The 15,890-nt window shown below is 74.2% G+C and carries 14 protein-coding genes; 10 read left to right on the plus strand and 4 right to left on the minus strand.

Going from position 1 to position 15,890, the window contains the following annotated elements; translation table 11 throughout:
- Positions 1 to 74: 74 nt before the first annotated feature.
- Entirely contained in the window at positions 75 to 1,814 is a 1,740-nt protein-coding gene (locus ACGFZL_RS24380) for a lysyl oxidase family protein (RefSeq protein WP_393694689.1), read from the minus strand.
- Between the two features lie 317 nt (positions 1,815 to 2,131).
- Between ACGFZL_RS24380 and ACGFZL_RS24385 the strand changes: the two genes are divergently transcribed.
- Together ACGFZL_RS24385 and ACGFZL_RS24390 are read left to right on the plus strand one after the other, a co-directional pair.
- Positions 2,132 to 2,335: a cold-shock protein gene (locus tag ACGFZL_RS24385; protein ID WP_020943502.1), complete on the plus strand. Its 204-nt coding sequence runs from the start codon at positions 2,132 to 2,134 to the stop codon at positions 2,333 to 2,335.
- Between the two features lie 87 nt (positions 2,336 to 2,422).
- Positions 2,423 to 4,126, plus strand: a complete 1,704-nt coding sequence (locus ACGFZL_RS24390; protein WP_393694691.1) for a DEAD/DEAH box helicase — start codon at positions 2,423 to 2,425, stop codon at positions 4,124 to 4,126.
- A 79-nt stretch (positions 4,127 to 4,205) separates the two neighbouring features.
- Here the strand turns inward: ACGFZL_RS24390 and ACGFZL_RS24395 are convergent, their stop codons facing one another.
- Together ACGFZL_RS24395 and ACGFZL_RS24400 are read right to left on the minus strand one after the other, a co-directional pair.
- The gene (locus tag ACGFZL_RS24395; RefSeq protein ID WP_393694693.1) at positions 4,206 to 5,270 is read right to left on the minus strand and encodes an adenylate/guanylate cyclase domain-containing protein; all 1,065 of its coding nucleotides are present in this window, start codon (positions 5,268 to 5,270) and stop codon (positions 4,206 to 4,208) included.
- A complete protein-coding gene (locus ACGFZL_RS24400; protein WP_393694695.1) occupies positions 5,267 to 5,716 on the minus strand; it encodes a universal stress protein in 450 nt (149 codons plus the stop codon). Before ACGFZL_RS24400 ends, ACGFZL_RS24395 begins: the two co-directional genes overlap by 4 nt.
- A gap of 184 nt (positions 5,717 to 5,900) precedes the next feature.
- Here ACGFZL_RS24400 and ACGFZL_RS24405 point away from each other — a divergent pair, with 184 nt between their 5' ends.
- From ACGFZL_RS24405 to ACGFZL_RS24420, 4 genes are all read left to right on the plus strand, one after another.
- Positions 5,901 to 9,071, plus strand: a complete 3,171-nt coding sequence (locus ACGFZL_RS24405) for a discoidin domain-containing protein (RefSeq protein ID WP_393694697.1) — start codon at positions 5,901 to 5,903, stop codon at positions 9,069 to 9,071.
- A gap of 60 nt (positions 9,072 to 9,131) precedes the next feature.
- Positions 9,132 to 9,971 (plus strand): endonuclease/exonuclease/phosphatase family protein, encoded by an 840-nt coding sequence (locus ACGFZL_RS24410; RefSeq protein WP_393694699.1) that lies wholly within the window; start codon positions 9,132 to 9,134, stop codon positions 9,969 to 9,971.
- A 212-nt stretch (positions 9,972 to 10,183) separates the two neighbouring features.
- Positions 10,184 to 12,025 (plus strand): beta-galactosidase, encoded by a 1,842-nt coding sequence (locus tag ACGFZL_RS24415; RefSeq protein ID WP_393694701.1) that lies wholly within the window; start codon positions 10,184 to 10,186, stop codon positions 12,023 to 12,025.
- Positions 12,026 to 12,175: 150 nt separating this feature from the next.
- Positions 12,176 to 12,466: a hypothetical protein gene (locus ACGFZL_RS24420; protein ID WP_355171686.1), complete on the plus strand. Its 291-nt coding sequence runs from the start codon at positions 12,176 to 12,178 to the stop codon at positions 12,464 to 12,466.
- 66 nt (positions 12,467 to 12,532) lie between these two features.
- Here ACGFZL_RS24420 and ACGFZL_RS24425 read toward each other — a convergent pair whose 3' ends face one another.
- Positions 12,533 to 12,955 carry an SRPBCC family protein gene (locus ACGFZL_RS24425; RefSeq protein WP_355171684.1) on the minus strand — a complete coding sequence of 141 codons (423 nt, stop codon included), beginning with the start codon at positions 12,953 to 12,955 and terminating at the stop codon, positions 12,533 to 12,535.
- A gap of 127 nt (positions 12,956 to 13,082) precedes the next feature.
- On the opposite strand from ACGFZL_RS24425, the gene ACGFZL_RS24430 reads away from it, so the two are divergent.
- The 4 genes from ACGFZL_RS24430 to ACGFZL_RS24445 all read left to right on the plus strand — a co-directional run bounded on the left by ACGFZL_RS24430 (position 13,083) and on the right by ACGFZL_RS24445 (position 15,888).
- Complete coding sequence (locus tag ACGFZL_RS24430; protein ID WP_393694704.1) at positions 13,083 to 13,610, plus strand: 2'-5' RNA ligase family protein; 528 nt, start codon at positions 13,083 to 13,085, stop codon at positions 13,608 to 13,610.
- Positions 13,611 to 13,723: 113 nt separating this feature from the next.
- Positions 13,724 to 14,272, plus strand: a complete 549-nt coding sequence (locus tag ACGFZL_RS24435) for a sigma factor (RefSeq protein ID WP_393694706.1) — start codon at positions 13,724 to 13,726, stop codon at positions 14,270 to 14,272.
- Positions 14,269 to 15,414: a zf-HC2 domain-containing protein gene (locus ACGFZL_RS24440; protein ID WP_393694708.1), complete on the plus strand. Its 1,146-nt coding sequence runs from the start codon at positions 14,269 to 14,271 to the stop codon at positions 15,412 to 15,414. Before ACGFZL_RS24435 ends, ACGFZL_RS24440 begins: the two co-directional genes overlap by 4 nt.
- A gap of 141 nt (positions 15,415 to 15,555) precedes the next feature.
- Positions 15,556 to 15,888, plus strand: coding sequence for a hypothetical protein (locus ACGFZL_RS24445; protein WP_355171676.1), 333 nt, complete (start codon positions 15,556 to 15,558; stop codon positions 15,886 to 15,888).
- The last annotated feature ends 2 nt before the right edge of the window (positions 15,889 to 15,890 follow it).

Consider the following 15,890-nt stretch of genomic DNA (forward strand, 5'->3'; position numbering starts at 1 on the left):
CCGTCCTTCCATGCTCCGGGCCCCGTTCCCGTTCCGCACCCCGACAGGGGGCGCGACCCCGTGACGCTCTCCCGTCAGTTCGCGTTCACCAGGTCGTGCGCCGGCACCTTGACCGTCCGGTGGTCGAGGGTGCCGCCGAGCACGATCTTCCGCAGCGCGCTGTTGTTGGTGAGGCTGGTCTCCTTCAGCCGCTTCTCCGGGTTGGCCAGCACCTGGATGTAGTAGGTGCCGTTGGGGACGCCGGTGATGTCGAAGGACTGGCCCGGCAGGTCCTGCGAGTAGGTGTCCCCGGAGCCGACGTCCAGCACCTCGCGGACGGAGATCGACTGCTCCTCACCGCAGGCGGTGCTCAGATCGGTGTTGTACGGGTGCCAGTTGGCGTTCTTCACCGTGTAGTCGACGGCGTCGGTGTTGGCCAGGCAGAACGCCTCCTTGCCGCTGCGCACGGCCTCCTTCCGGTCCGCCTTCAGCAGCCGGTAGCTGGCGAAGTCCGTGAAGTGCCAGTGCACATGGCCGGGACGCGGGTCCCACTCCATGGTGCCGGTCGGGGTGTAGCCGACCTGCTTGCCGCGGGCGTCGTAGAAGTACTGGTAGGCGTCCATCTTCGCCTTGCCGGGCGACCGGAAGCCGTCCACCACCAGCTGCGCCGGACCGGCGTTCCACACGTTGGCGCTGAAGGCCAGATAGTCCTTGCCGGGGATGTTCCGCTCGCCGTCGCTGACGACGATGCCGTAGGCGGGCAGCGAGCGCAGGTCGGGCTTGGGGACGTCCGGGACGGAGGGCGCGCCGGCCGGCCGCTTCGACAGCGGGGTGAGCGCCGGCGCCTTGCGCGAGCCGTCGGTCTGGCCACCCGTGTCGCCGACCCGCGCCGCCCGGGCGGCCTGCTCCTTCTTCAGCGCCCAGGGCAGGGCGGGCGGCGCCGCCCGCAGCGGTCCGTGACCCACGTTGTACGACGCCCCCGCGCCGCTCGTCACCGGCGCGGCGGCCTCGGCGGGCGTCGGGGCGTGCCCCGCGTGGCCGGCCGGGGCCTGGTGCCCGGCGTGCTCGGCGTGCTCGCCGGCCGGTGCGGTCCCGGACGCGGAGCGAAGGGCGGCCGACTCGTCGTCGTAGCTCTTCTCCTGCACGGTCAGCTTCACCGTGGCCGGCTTGTCCGCGATGCCGAACAGGGTGCGGTACTTCTTGGCGACGCCGACCTTGGCGGTGTACGTCCCGGCCTTCAACTGGACCGGCTCCGAGTAGGAGCCCCCGTAGGTGTTGGCGGCCCAGCCCTTCTCGACGCCCCACACCGAACCGAGGGTGAAGGGGTTGGTGGGGCAGCTCTCCGGATACTTCGAGGTGGCGGGCGCGTCGGGGCGCACCCGGCCGCTGGCGTTGTTCGGGCAGAAGTCCTCGGTGCGGGTGAGCACCTTCCGGCCGGCCCGGTCGGTGACCGTGACCTGAGCGAAGCCCGGCAGCCCGGAGAAGTCCTTGACGGTGCCGGCGGGCAGCTTCCTGTGCTTCGCCCTGCCGCCCTCGTAGACGGTCTGCGTGACGGTCACCGGGTCCTTGTAGGACTTCCGGGTCACCGTCAGCTCCAGCGGCGTCCCCTCGGCGGTGAGGTAGGTGCCGAGGTCGAGATAGACGCCCGGATCCTCCTTCCAGGAGGTGAGCGTGATCGAACCGGTCGCGGCGATGAGGCTCAGCCGGGGCTCGGCCGCGGCCTCGGCCGACTCCGGTGTGGCGGCCACGAGCCCGGCCGTCACGGCCAGGGCGGCGACGGCCGTCGTGCCGGCGAGCAGCGGTCGCCGCAGCCGGGTGATGCGCGTTCTGGTCATCGTTCCCTCGTCCTCCGAGTGGGGCACTTGCTGTGTCCGCGCTGTGAGAGGAGGGAAGGGGTCGCCCGGTTCGGCGGGGCCCGGAACACGGTGAGATGTTGGCCGGAAAGTGCTGTATCGGGGAAAACCGGGCCGTCGTCAGGTGTCGACAGTCCTCCGGTGGGGGCTGTGGTACGCTCGTCTTGTTGCAGTTGTGGTACCCATGAACCTATGTGCGCCTGACGGGAATGTTTATCCATCAGGCGCACTTTTGTTTTCCGGCATCTCCGGATGGGGCCGCTGCTCTACAGCATCTGCTCTACGGCAAGGAGAATGTCATGGCACAGGGAACCGTCAAGTGGTTCAACTCTGAAAAGGGCTTCGGCTTCATCGCGCAGGACGGCGGCGGCCCCGACGTCTTCGCCCACTACTCGAACATCGCGACCCAGGGCTTCCGTGAGCTGCAGGAGGGCCAGCGGGTCTCCTTCGACGTCACGCAGGGCCAGAAGGGCCCGCAGGCGGAGAACATCGTCCCCGCCTGATAGCCGGACGCGTATCCGCTCACCGGGGTCCGCACCGTCATGGTGCGGACCCCGGTTTGTGCTGTTCCCCAGGAAGGCAAACACCGCATGCCCCGCAGGCCCCAGAAGCCGAACCGGCGCCCCGCCCCGGCGCCGCGTGAATTCCGACTGCCGGAGAACACGACCCCCGCACTTCCCGCCGTCGAGGAATTCGCCGGTCTGGACATGCCCGCCGGGCTGCTGAAGACCCTCACCGCCCAGGGGGTGACCACGCCCTTCCCGATCCAGGCCGCCACACTGCCCAACTCGCTCGCTGGCCGCGACCTGCTGGGCCGGGGCCGCACCGGATCCGGCAAGACCCTGGCCTTCGGCCTCGCCCTGCTGGCCCGCACCGCCGGGCTGCGCGCGGAGCCCAAGGCCCCGCTCGCCCTCGTCCTGGTGCCCACGCGCGAGCTGGCCCAGCAGGTGACGGACGCGCTGACCCCCTACGCGACGGCCGTGAACCTCCGCCTCGCCACCGTGGTCGGCGGGCTGTCCATCACCAAGCAGGCCGCCACGCTGCGGCGCGGCGCCGAGGTGGTCGTGGCGAGCCCCGGCCGGCTCAACGACCTGGTGGAGCGCGGGGACTGCGTGCTCGGCCAGGTGCGCATCACGGTGCTGGACGAGGCCGACCAGATGACCGACATGGGCTTCCTGCCGCAGATCACCAAGCTGATCCAGCAGGTCAGGCCGGACGGCCAGCGCATGCTCTTCTCGGCCACCCTGGACAGCAACATCGACCGCCTGGTGCAGCGTTTCCTGACCGACCCCGTGGTGCACTCCGTGGACCCGTCGGCGGGCGCGGTCTCCACCATGGAGCACCACGTGCTGCACCTCCAGGACGAGACCGACAAGAAGGCCGTCACCACGCGCATCGCGGCCCGCGACGGCCGGGTGATCCTCTTCCTGGACACCAAGCGGTCCGCCGACCGGCTCGCCAAGCGGCTGCTCGCCGTCGGCGTCCGCGCGGCGGCGCTGCACGGCGGCCGCTCCCAGCCGCAGCGCAACCGCACCCTGGAGCAGTTCAAGAACGGCCAGGTCACCGCGTTGGTGGCGACGAACGTCGCGGCCCGGGGCATACACATCGACGACCTCGACCTCGTCGTCAACGTCGATCCGCCCACCGACCACAAGGACTACCTCCACCGGGGCGGCCGCACGGCCCGCGCCGGCGGCTCCGGCAGCGTGGTCACGCTGGTCCTGCCCGAGCAGAAGCGGGATGTCACCCGGCTCATGTCGGATGCCGGGATCCGTCCGAGGACGGCCCGTGTCACCTCGGGCGACGAGGCCCTGACCACCATCACCGGTGCCCGGGAGCCGTCCGGCGTCGCCGTCACCATCGTGGTCCCGCAGCCGACGGCCCCCGCGTCGTCGCGCCCGGAGGGCAGGAGCACCGCCAAGCCCGGCGGCCGGTCCGGCCGCCGACGCCGTGGCGGCGGCGGGGCCGAGGGGGCGAAGGCCACGGCCACCGGCGGCGCGCCCCGCACCGGCGCCCGCACGTCCGACCGCCAACCGGCTGCCGGTGGCGGTTCGGGCCGAGCCGCCCGCACGTCCGACCGCCAGTCCGCGGCCGGCGCCGGTGCGGGCCGGCCGGCCCGCACCTCAGACCGCCAGTCCGCCACCGGCACGGCCTCCGGCCGAGCCGCTCGCGGAGCGGGCCGGCGGGGCGCGGCCGGCGGAGCCACCGGTGGCGGCGGCAAGAGCGGTGGCGCCGCCAAGACCGGTGGCCGCGCCGCCGACCGGCGAGGTGGCCGCCGCCCCTCCGCCACCTGACGCCGAGGCGGCCCGGAGGCGAGGGCGGCCGGCGACCTGGCGCCCGAGCGCCCGGCCCGGCGCCGCCCCCGGCCCCGCCTCACTGCGCCCCCGCGACCGGCTGAGCCGACCGCAGCAGTACCGGCCGCAACCTGCTGTAGCCGCGCACGGAGACCGCCCGGAGCACCTTCAGCCGGTAGGCAGCGGCGTCGGCCACCTCGCCCGCGAACGCCGTGTCGACCAGCACGGTGTCCGGCCGGGCCAGCGCGGTGAGCCGGGCCGCGACGTTCACCGGCGCCCCGTAGACGTCGCCGAAGCGGCTGAGGACGGCGCCGTGGGCCAGCCCGGTCCGCATCGGCGGCAGGCGCGGGTCCGCGGCGGCCCGGCCGGTGAGCTCCAGCGCGATGCCGGCCGCGTCGGACGCCGAGGCGCAGGCGAAGAGCACCTCGTCGCCGATGGTCTTCACCACCCGGCCCCGCCCCTCGGCGACCACGTCGCCGGTCAGGGACTCGAAATGGTCGATCGTCCGCACCAGCGCGGCGCTGTCGAGCCCCCGGGTCATGCGGGTGTAGCCGACCATGTCGGTGAACCCCACTGCCAGGTCCCGGACACCGGCCCCCGCGTCCGGCGCCGCTGCCGGTCCCGACCCCGACGATTCCGCCTCCGCGTCGGCCAGCACCCGCCCGGCGCACGCGGCGAGGTGCCGGCGCCACACGTGCCGCTGGAGCAGCTCCATCTCCGGCAGCAGTGCCGCGGCGCGGTCCGCCAGCTCCGTACCGTCCACCGGCACCGCGGGGTCGCGGTTCAGCCAGGCCCAGAGGGTGTGCACCTGCCACTCGGCGAGCCGGGACAGATGATGCCCCAGGGCCCGCGCCATCATCGTCTCGCTCTCGCCCGTGATGAGCCCGGCCGCGATGAGCCGTTCCCCGGCGGACAGCGCCGCGACGTCCGCGTCGGTGAAGACCCGCTCGTCGTCGCCGGCCGCCGGGAAGCCGAGCGCGCGCCAGATCTCCGCGGTGCGCTCGGCCCCGACCCCGGTCCGCTCCGCGACGTCCCCCCGCGTCCAGAGCCGGCCGCCGCCCAGCAGCACCTCCTCGACGAGCCGGGCGAGCGCCTCGGCGTCCGGCGGAACCTCCCGGTCCTCGGCCGGTTCCGCCGTGCTCACGTGGTGTGCACGATCAGCACGTCGAGGCCCGCCTTCCGTGCGACGTCCGCCGGCACCGAGCCCAGGAGGCGCCCGGCGAGGGAGCGCAGCCCCCGGTTCCCCACCACGAGGAGATCGGCCGCGCTCTCCTGGGCGACCCGCACCAGCGCGGCGACCGGCTCGCCCTGCACCGCCACCGACCGCACGTCCACCGCGCCCTGGGCCCGCGCCCGGTCGCCGGCGGTCCGCAGGGTGTCCTCGGCGGGCGCCGAGCCCACGACCTGGTAGGCCTCGGCCCCCAGCTGGTCCTGCGCGCGGGCCAGTTCCGGGCCCTGCATCGGCAGATAGGCGCAGGCGATCACGAGTTCGGCCCCGCACGCCGCGGCGAGCCTGGCCGCCCCCTCGACCGCGGCGAACGACGACTTCGAGCCGTCGGTGCCGACGACGACCGTCCGATAGGCGACCAACCCAATCTCCTTACTCCGAAGTTAACTTACTGAAAAGTAAGGTAGAGGTGCCCCGGCCGGACCGGCAAGAGGCCGGGCGTGGGCGGCGATCCCGTCCCCGCACACCCGTTGACTCCGGCCCGCACCGCACCCGAGGATGACGGCGCCAGCGATCTGACAACGTTGTCCAGTCTCAGGGGTAACCGTGCCGCACCACCTCCCGCCCATCCACCGCCGCCGCTTCCTGCACCTTGCCGGTCTGACGGGCGCACTGGCCGCACTCCCCGAACTCACCGGCGCCCCGGGCGCCACCGCCTTCGCCTCCGCCTCCGCGACCTCCTCCGCCCCGGCCGCCTCCACGAGCACGCCCCCGGACGAGACCGCCGCGACGTACCACCGCGTCCTGCTCGACCACACCCGCTGGTCGGAGACGCAATGGAATGCCGCCCAAGGCCACTACACGGCCAAGGACTTCGGCTTCGCGGTGGTCCTCGGCAACGCGGTCCTGCTGACCCACGGCACCTACGACGCCCGGCGGGCAGGCGTCGACCGCGACACCCTCAGGCAGCGCACCCTGGCCACCATCCGGCACTTCGCGGCCTCCAACCGGCTCACCGGCGGCACCGAGTGGGGCCGCAAGCTCTTCTTCGACACCACCTTCCAGTCCTACTTCGTGCTCGCCGCCCGCCTGCTGTGGCACGACCTGGACGAGGCGACCCGCGCCGACGTGGACACCATCGTGCGCGAACAGGCCGCCTACACCGCCTCCCTGGGCACCGGCGACGACCCCGACTCCGGCGACTGGACGCCGAACGGGCTCACCGGCGGCCACGTCGGCGACACCAAGCTGGAGGAGATGGGCCTGTACGCGCAGACCCTCGCCCCGGCCCTCGCCTGGGCACCCGAGGACCCCCGGGCGAAGACCTGGGCGTCCTGGTACGGGACCTGGTCGCGCAACGAGGCCGGACTCCCGCCCGCGGACCTCGCCAACCCGGCGCTCGTGGACGGCGTGGCCGCCGTCTCGGAGAACACCGCCCGCAACCTCTACGACACCTTCATCGTGGAGAACCACGGCTCCTTCGGCCCGCACTACCAGGAGGAGTTGTGGCGCACCTCCGGCCGCAACGCCGCCCACTTCCTGGCCGCCGGCCGCGAGCTGCCCGAGGTGCTGACGCGCCAGCCGAACGGACAGGCCCTGTGGCGCACCCTGCTCGGCGTCATGAGCGACGCGGGCGAGCCGCTGATGCCGATGGTGAACGACCGTGAGCACCTCTACGGCCGGGACGTCATCCCCCTCGCCTTCCTCGCCCAGGTGAAGGGCGACCGCGCGGCGGCGCGCGCCGAACAGGAGCTGGCCGCGCGCCTGGAGGCGTACCAGGCGTATCCCCCCGAGCACCGGATGGCCAAGTTCTCCGGCGAGCCGAAGTACGAGCCCGAGGCCCGCGCCGAGATCGCCATCAGCTACCTGCTGCACGTGTGGGCGGCCACCGCCGGCCGGCGCGTGCGGCCCCTGACCCGCCAGGAGCTGTTCGAGCAGGCGTCCGGCGTGACGGACCACGGCACGGGACCCGGCCTGGTGTCGTACCAGACGCGCACGGCGTGGGCCGGCGCCGTCTCCAAGCCGGGCTTCGTGAAGTTCGCCTGGCAACCCGCCCACGACGACTGGCTGTTCCGGCTCAGCGGAGCCACCCCCATGTTCCTGCCCGCCACGAACGCGAAGGTCACCGAGCGCACCGTGCGGGTCTACGAGCGGGTCCGGGACGGCTTCGACGCGAGCGCGACCGTGCTGCGGCTGGCCGACGGCGTCGCCGCCTTCGCCACCCTCCCCACGGGCTCCGTCGTGTACGCGAGCACCGGAACCGCTGCCGGGGAAGGCCACCTCGAGGTCCACAACCTGACCATGCCCGGCATGCCCGGGCTCGACGGTGCGCGCACCTACCGCTTCGAGGAGGGCCGGGCGACCGTCCGGGCGTCCGACACCGCGCCCGTCCAGACGGGTGGCCGCGTCGACGAGGTCACCTTCGACCGGACGCCGCTGCGCCACCTGCGCATGCTCGGGGTGCGCCCCGACCCGTCCTACGGCTACTCCCTGTACGGCTTCGAGGTCCGGGACGGCGCCGACGGGCCGGACCTCGCCCGCGGCGGCACCGGCACCGCGTCCTCGGCCGACCCGGGCAAGGAGGCCCGGCTCGCCCTCGACGGCGACGGGACGACGCGCTGGGCGGTGGCCAAGTCCGAACGCCCCCGCGCGGACAGCTGGCTGGCGGTGGACCTGGGCGCCGCGCACGAGGTGGACCGGGTCCGGCTGGACTGGGAGGCGGCGGCCGGCCGCGCCTACCGCGTGCAGGGCTCGGCGGACGGCACCACCTGGCGGGACCTCGCCTCCTGGCCGGTGCCCGCGGTGAGCAGCCGGGGCGGCTGGCTCGACGTGGACGGCCGGGCCGGGCTCGTCGTGCGGGGCGGCGAGCAGCCCCTCGCCGTGTACGGCGACACGATCCTGCTGAGCGACGGACCCGCCGCACCCGTCCTGGTGGAGGGGTACGCCGGCACGCCGACGGTCACCCTGCGGGCGCTGGCCAGGGGAGCGGCCCCCGAGACGGGTGCCGACGGGGTGCGGGCGAGCGCGGCCGACGGATACCTCTCGCTCTTCAACCTCACCGGCGGGCCGGTCACCACGGGCGTCCGCATCCCGCGCACGGACTCGTCCACGACCCTCTACCAGGGCATCCAGACGGTGACCGCGGACGGCATCCGCTACGACGCCGAACTCGCCCCCGCCTCCGCCGAAGTGCTCGCCCCTCGCTTCCGGCTGACGGCCCTCACCGGCAGGAGGCTGCCGCCCGGGCTGCGGGCCACGGTGGTCGACGGGGCCACCGTCCGGCTGTCCGGCGCCTCCTGCCGCGTCCGCGTCCAGGCGCAGGGCCGCAGCGCGGTGACCGACGTCCGGGCGGGCCGTACGGTCACGGTCGTGCTGCACGGCGCCACCGCGTACCCGAGCGACGACCTGGCCCTGGGCCGGACCGTCTTCCCCACCGGCCCGCTGCCCGAGGGCATGTCCGATCCGGCCGCCGCGGTGGACGGCGACCCGCACACCGCCTGGCTCCCGGGCGAGAGGGGCCGCCTGGTCGTGGACCTGGGCTCCGCGCGCGGGGTCGGGGCCGTGGAGGCGGAGTGGTCCTCCGACGCGGGCCCCCTGGCCCGGGTCGCCTTCAGCGAGGACGGCGTCGGCTACCGGGACGGCGGCGAGCTGCGCGGCCGGGGACGGGTGCGGCGGCTGGATGCCTCGGCCACCGCACGGTACGTCGCCTTCGAGACCGGCCCGACGGGGCACGGGCACGGCCCGGCCGCCCGCCTGGTGCGCCTCAGCGTGCGCTGAGGCCCGTGTTCCCGCCGTCGTCGGAGAGTTAGGCTGAGGCTCGGACGGCAGGAGGCGGCGGTGACCGGAAGAGGCGTGCGTCGGCTCTCGGCCGCCATGGCCATGGCCTGCGCCGTGCTCGTCGGTCCCAGCGCCCCGACGAACAACCCCGTCGCCAAGCCCCTGCCCGCCGGTGCCCCCACCGGCGTGGTGGCGGGCCGGGTCGCCACCTGGAACATCTGCAACCCCTGCGAGGGCAGTGAGCAGAACGTCGGCCGCGCGACGGAGATCGCCGGCTACGCGCCCGAGGTCATCGCCCTCCAGGAGGCGTGCGTGCGCGACGTCGAGGCGATCCGGGACCACCTGGAGTATCTGTACGGCCTCGTCTACCACGTCGAGTACGGCTCGGTGCTGCGCAGTTGGAGCCGGTGCGGGGGAGTGCCGTGGCGGCCGGGGGGCTTCGGCCAGGCGATCCTCTCGGCGGCCCCCATGACCGACCGGGTCACCGCTGAGTACCCCGACGGCGGTTCCGAGGACCGGGGTTACCTGGCCGTGACGACCGAGGTGGGCGGCAGGACCGTCCGGGTCTTCGCCACCCACCTCGCCCAGCGCCGCCAGGAGGCCGTCCGGGCGGCCCAGACCCGCGTACTGGCCGCCGCCGTCGCCCGCCACGACCGCGCGATCGTGCTGGGCGACTTCAACGCCGTACCGGGCACCCCCGAGCTGACCGGCATGTGGGCCCTCGCCGCGGACGCCGACCCCGAGTGCCGCCCCCCGGCCGCGGGCGGCTGCACGCCGACCACCGACTGGCGCAGCAAGTTCGACTACGTCTTCCTGCGCGGCGTCACCGCGCTCGGGCAGGGCGTGCAGCCCTCCGCGTACTCCGACCACGACCTGGTGCACGCCGACCTGGCCCCGTGACCGACCGCGGGGCGGCCACGGCCCCGGGAGGCGCCGCGCGGCGGTACCGGCCCGCACAACTAGCTCAGCCACCGCCGGGCCCCGCGATGCGCCGGACGGTCTCGTCCCGTACCTTGGCATCGATAACATGCTCTGTCATAGTTCCGCCCAGCGGAGCACATCGGAACAGCCCAGGGCCCGCGCAGGCATCGATCACATTCCGGGAGCGACACGTGACCACCCAGGCCGAACCGCCGAGCGCCCGGCGGGCCGCACCCGCCGCCCGCACCGACCGCCCGGCGCCGACGCTGACCCACCGCGCGAACACCCTGCTGCGCCACGGCCGGCCGCACCGCCTGCTCTCCGGTTCGCTGCACTACTTCCGCGTCCATCCCGAGCAGTGGGCCGACCGTCTGGAGCGGCTGGCCGCGCTGGGGCTCAACACCGTGGACACCTACGTGCCGTGGAACTTCCACGAGCGCACCCCGGGGGACGTCCGCTTCGACGGCCGGCGCGACCTGGAGCGGTTCGTCCGCCTCGCGCAGGACCAGGGTCTCGACGTCGTGGTGCGGCCTGGCCCGTACATCTGCGCCGAGTGGGACAACGGCGGACTTCCCGCCTGGCTGACCGGTACTTCCGGCATGCGGCTGCGCACCTCGCATCCGCCGTTCCTGGACGCCGTGGGCCGCTGGTTCGACGAGCTGATCCCGCGCGTCGCCGCGTTGCAGGCCGGTCAGGGCGGTCCGGTGGTGGCCGTGCAGATCGAGAACGAGTACGGCAGTTACGGCGACGACGCGGACTATCTGCGCTGGACGCGCGACGCCCTGACCGCCCGCGGCATCACCGAGCTGCTGTACACCGCCGACGGCCCCACCGAGCTGATGCTCGACGCCGGCACCCTCCCCGGCGAACTGGCCGCCCTCACCTTCGGCTCCCAGCCGGAGCAGGCCGCCGCCCTGCTGCGCGCCCGCCGACCCGAAGAGCCGTTCGTCTGCGCGGAGTTCTGGAACGGCTGGTTCGACCACTGGGGCGAGAAGCACCACGTACGGCCCGCCGCCGGTGCCGCCGAGACACTGCGCCGCATCCTGGACGCGGACGGCTCGGTCAGCCTCTACATGGCGCACGGCGGCACCAACTTCGGCCTGTGGGCCGGCGCCAACCACGACGGCGAACGCCTCCAGCCGACCGTCACCAGCTACGACTCCGACGCACCCATCGCCGAACACGGCGCCGTCACACCGAAGTTCCACGCCCTGCGCGAGCACCTGCTCGGCCCGGAGGCCGCCACCCGCCCGGTGCCCGCCGACCCGCCGCTCCTGCCGCCCCGCACCCTGCCGGTGACCCGGGGAGCCGCCCTCCTCGACGCGCTGCGCACGGTCGCCGACCCGGTGCACGCGCCGCTGCCGCTCAGCTTCGAGGACCTGGGCCAGGCGTCAGGGCTGGTGCTCTACACCGCCCACCCCCTGCTGCCCGCCGGGCAGTTCGACCTGACGGTCACCGGACTGCACGACCGGGCGCAGGTCTTCCTCGACGGCACACCCGTCGGCGTACTGGACCGGGAGACCGCGTCCTGCCGGGTGACCGGCACGGGGGAGCGGGCCCGCCTGGAACTGCTCGTCGAGAACCAGGGCCGGATCAACTACGGGCCGCTGCTCGGCCAGGGCAAGGGCATCCTCGGCGGGGTGCGCGTCGAGCGCAGGCTGGTGCACGGCTGGACCATGCACCGGCTCCCTATCGACACATGGACCCCGCGCGAGCTCGCCCGTGCCGCCTCCCTCGCCCCGCCCGCCGGAACGGCCGGCTTCGCCACCGCCCACCTCACGGTGGACCGGCCCGCCGACACCTTCCTCGCCCTGCCCGGCTTCGCCAAGGGCTTCTGCTGGATCAACGGCGAACTGCTCGGCCGCTACTGGGAGATCGGCCCCCAGACCACCCTCTACCTCCCGCGCCCCCTCCTGCGCGCGGGCGAGAACACCGTCACCGTGCTCGAACTCGAACGCCTCGGCGACCGGATCGACCTCCTCGACGGCCCCCGACTCGGCCCCACCGAGGAGTACGTCGAGACCTTCGACTGACCCCGTTCCTCTCGTGCCCCACCGCCCACACCGCCACCGGCGCACTCCTGGGCGTCACCACGACCCCCGCCCGCACGGCCACCGGACAGACCCTCGCCCTCGGCCCCGTCGGCCGCCGGTGAACGCCGAGACACGGGGTACACGTCGGCCATGCCAGCGACGACTGATCACCCCGTGTCCGGCCGGACCGTGCGGCAGCTGCGCCGGACCCGCCTCTACTACCTGGGAGGTTTCCTGCTCTGGGCGGCGCTGACCGCCTGGACCGGCCTGGCGCATCCGGGCAGCCGGCAGATGTGGGTGTCCGCCCTCCTGGTGACCACCTTCGCCGTCCTCCTGCTGACCGCCTCCCGGTGGCTGCGCCGCCTGGAAGCCGCCCGCGCGGCCCGGCCGGCCCGCCGCACGCCCTCCTCCCACCGGGCGGCCGGCCCCCGGCACGCCTGAACACCGCGGCCCGCCTGCCCGACCACCGTCGGGCAGGCGGGCCGCAGCGCCCGCCGTCGCGGCTCCTCAGCGCGCGGCCGTCTCGGCGAGCTTCTGGAACTGGCCGAGGTCGTAGTTGGCCAACGTGGCGTCCAGGTTGGTCAGCGCGCCGAGGCGCTCCACGAAGCCTTCGGGGGTGTACTCGATCTGCAGCGTCACCCGGCTGGTCGTGTCGCTGAGCCGGTGAAAGGTGACGACCCCCGCGTGCTCCACGCCCTCGATCGTGTGCCAGGCGATCCGGTCCTGCGGGATCACCTCGGTCAGCTCGGCGACGAAGTCCTTGTCGGCACCCGGCAGGTCGAGGCGCCAGGCGAACCGCCGGTCGTCGAGGCGCTCGACCGCGCTGACATGACTGAGGAAGTCGGGCCAGCGGGAGACGTCGCTCCACAGCTCCCACGCGACGGCGACCGGCGCTTCGAGGTCGACGGACTCGAGTAGGGACGCGGACATGTGCACCTCTTTCCTGATGGGGAGCCCCGACCACGGGCGGCCCGGGCAACTACGGCTTCGAGCCCCTGCTACCCGCAGCCATGCCGCGCACGCAGCACCGCCACCGCCCGCGGCCTACGCTGCCGTCGTGCGCACCGTGGAGTTGCTGGTCGACGAGGAGACCGAGGAACGCGTCCGCGAGGTCTGGCGGCGGCTCGGTGCCGCCGGGCTGCCCAGTCTGGCCTCGCACCGGCACCCCACGAACCGGCCCCACCTGACGCTGGCGACGACGACCCGGGAAATCCCGCCGACCACCTGGTACGACCTGTCGTCCGCCCTCACGGCGCTGCCGCTCCCGCTGGCCCTGACCGGAGTGCTGCGCTTCAGCGGTCGTACCGAGGTGCTGGCCTGGCGCGTCGCGGCCGAGGCCGGTCTGGCCGCCCTGCACCGCAGGGTGTGGACCGTGCTGCACGAAGACGACGCCTCGGGCGCCAACCCCCTGCACGCACCCGGCGCCTGGACGCCGCATCTGACCCTGGGCCGGACCCGCGGCGGAACAACCTCCCCGTGGCCGGAGGAACGGCTCCCGGCGGAGCTGTCCGAGGCGTGGCGAGGCACCTTCACCGGGGCTCGCAGCTACGACTCGGCGACGCGCACCGTGACGCCGCTGAGATGAGCCGGCTCGCGTCCGGCGCCGGCGGATACCCGCAATCGCCGGGACGCCGGGCGATGAGCCGTTAGAGTGGGCGAGGCGTCAGAAAGCGGGCGGGAAGGGCTGAAGGCGGGACCATGACCGACGCAGCGGACGAAGCGGCGCAGTGGGAACGCCGGATCCACATCCGCATCGGCCGCGGCGAGGCCGCCGCCCTGGGCGAGCTGTACGACCGGCACGCGGACCTCGTGCACGCCGTGGCGGCTCGGCTGCTCGGCGAGGAGAAGGCCGCCCAGCAGACGGTGACCTCGGTCTTCACCCGCCTGTGGCAGCACCCGGAGGGTTACGACCCCGCGCGCTTCCGCCTCAGGACCTGGCTGACCATGGCCGTGTGCGAGGACGTCGCCCGACGCGCCGTCGCGGGCACCGACCGGCCCCCGGCGCCGGCCGAGGTCGACGAGACGCTCGGCGCGATGAGTTCCCCCACCCGGGCGGCGCTGCGTCTCGTCCACACCGGGCACACGTCCGAGAGCCCGCCCGCGGGTGACGCCGGGCCCGGGGCCAAGGACTACCGTCGAGCGGCCACAGAGCTGGGCACCACACCGGAGGAACTGCTCGGCCGGCTGCGGCGGATCCTCCGTGCGGTGGCGGACGCGGCCGACACCGCCAGGGAGGACAGGCGATGACCCGTACCGCCGACGAGCACGCCGACGCGGCCGCCCTGCTGGGGGCCTGGGCGCTGCGCGCGTGCTCGGCCGAGGAGACGGCACGGGTGGACGCCCACCTGACCGACTGCGCCCCGTGCGCCGAGGAGGCCGAGCGCCTGCGCTCCGCCGTCGACCTGCTGCACCCGCACGTGGACCTCGACCTCCCCCCGACCCTGCGCGCCGAGGTGCTCGGCGCCTGCTTCAGCGCACGCAAGCCCGCCGTCTCGGTGCCCGACTACGCGCAGCCCTACGACGCGGAGACCGCCCGCCTCGACGCCCTCCTCGCCGACCTGAGCGGCCAGGAATGGGCCACCCCCGTCCAGCTGGAGTGGTTCGAGGACGAGAGCAGCGCCACCCGCAGCACCTCGGTGGCCGGGGTCCTCGGGCACCTCATGGCCGTGGACGGCATGGTGGCGAAGACGCTGGGCCTCCCGGACCCGATGACGTCCTCCGAGACCGCGGCGAGCGACCCGCTGAGCCGCACCGAGGCCGTGTGGCAGCAGATGCGGCACACCCCGCAGGGCCCCGGGGCGGACGCCGACTCCCCGCTCACCTCGATGCGCGAGACCTGGCGGAACCAGTCCTACGAGCTGATCCGCACCTGCTCCTTCAGCGGCGCGGGCGTCGCCGACATCGGCGTGCCCTACGGCGACGCGGTGCTGCCGCTGCGCCTGGCCCTGCTCGACCGCGCCTTCGAGACCTGGATCCACGCCACCGACATCGCGGACGCCGTGGACTACCCGTACGTCCCGCCCGTACCCGAACACCTGCGCACCCTGATCTCCGTCGCCGTCGAGATGCTGCCCGCGATCCTCGCCGCCCGCCGCCAGGCCGGTCTCGCCTCGCCGCCGCTGCCCATGACCCGGCCGGACGCGCGGGCCCGCAGTCTGCGGCTGCAGATCGAGGGTGAGAGCGGCGGCGACTGGTACCTGCCGCTGGACGGCGCCGACGGCCCGGCCGGACCCGACAACTGCGTCAGCCACGTGGTCCTGGACGAGGTCGAGTTCTGCCGCCTCGCCGCCGGTCACCTGCCACCGCGCCAGGTCGCCGCCGCCCAGCAGGGCGATGAGACCGCCGCCCTGGAGCTGCTCTACGCCATGGCCTCCATGAGCCGTATCTGAACGTCGGCCGCGGGGGAGTCCCGCCGGAAGTCCGCTCCGGTTGCCCGGCCCGATCGGGTGAGCGATGTTGGGGAAAAGCGGAGCCCCGGGTTTCCGTACGGGGGCTCTGGGGACCCTGGATGTCCACGACCAGGAGGAACCATGACCAACTCCGAGCACGACCCCAACCAGGCCGAGGGTCCGGCGGACGGTGGCGCGGCGGGTACCCCGGGCGTGCACGACGGTGGCGCGGACGGCGGGGCCGAAGGCCCGGCGGACGGTGGCGCGGCCGGTACGCCCGGCGTGCACGACGGCGGTGCGGACGGCGGTGCCGAGGGTCCGGCGGACGGTGGCGCGGCGGGTACCCCGGGCGTGCATGACGGTGGTGCGGACGGCGGTGCCGAGGGTCCGGCGGACGGTGGCGCGGCCGGTACGCCCGGCGTGCACGACGGTGGCGCGGACGGCGGTGCCGAAGAGTCCGGCGACGGCTCTTGAAC

Source organism: Streptomyces sp. NPDC048182 (assembly GCF_043202555.1).
Lineage (GTDB): Bacteria > Actinomycetota > Actinomycetes > Streptomycetales > Streptomycetaceae > Streptomyces.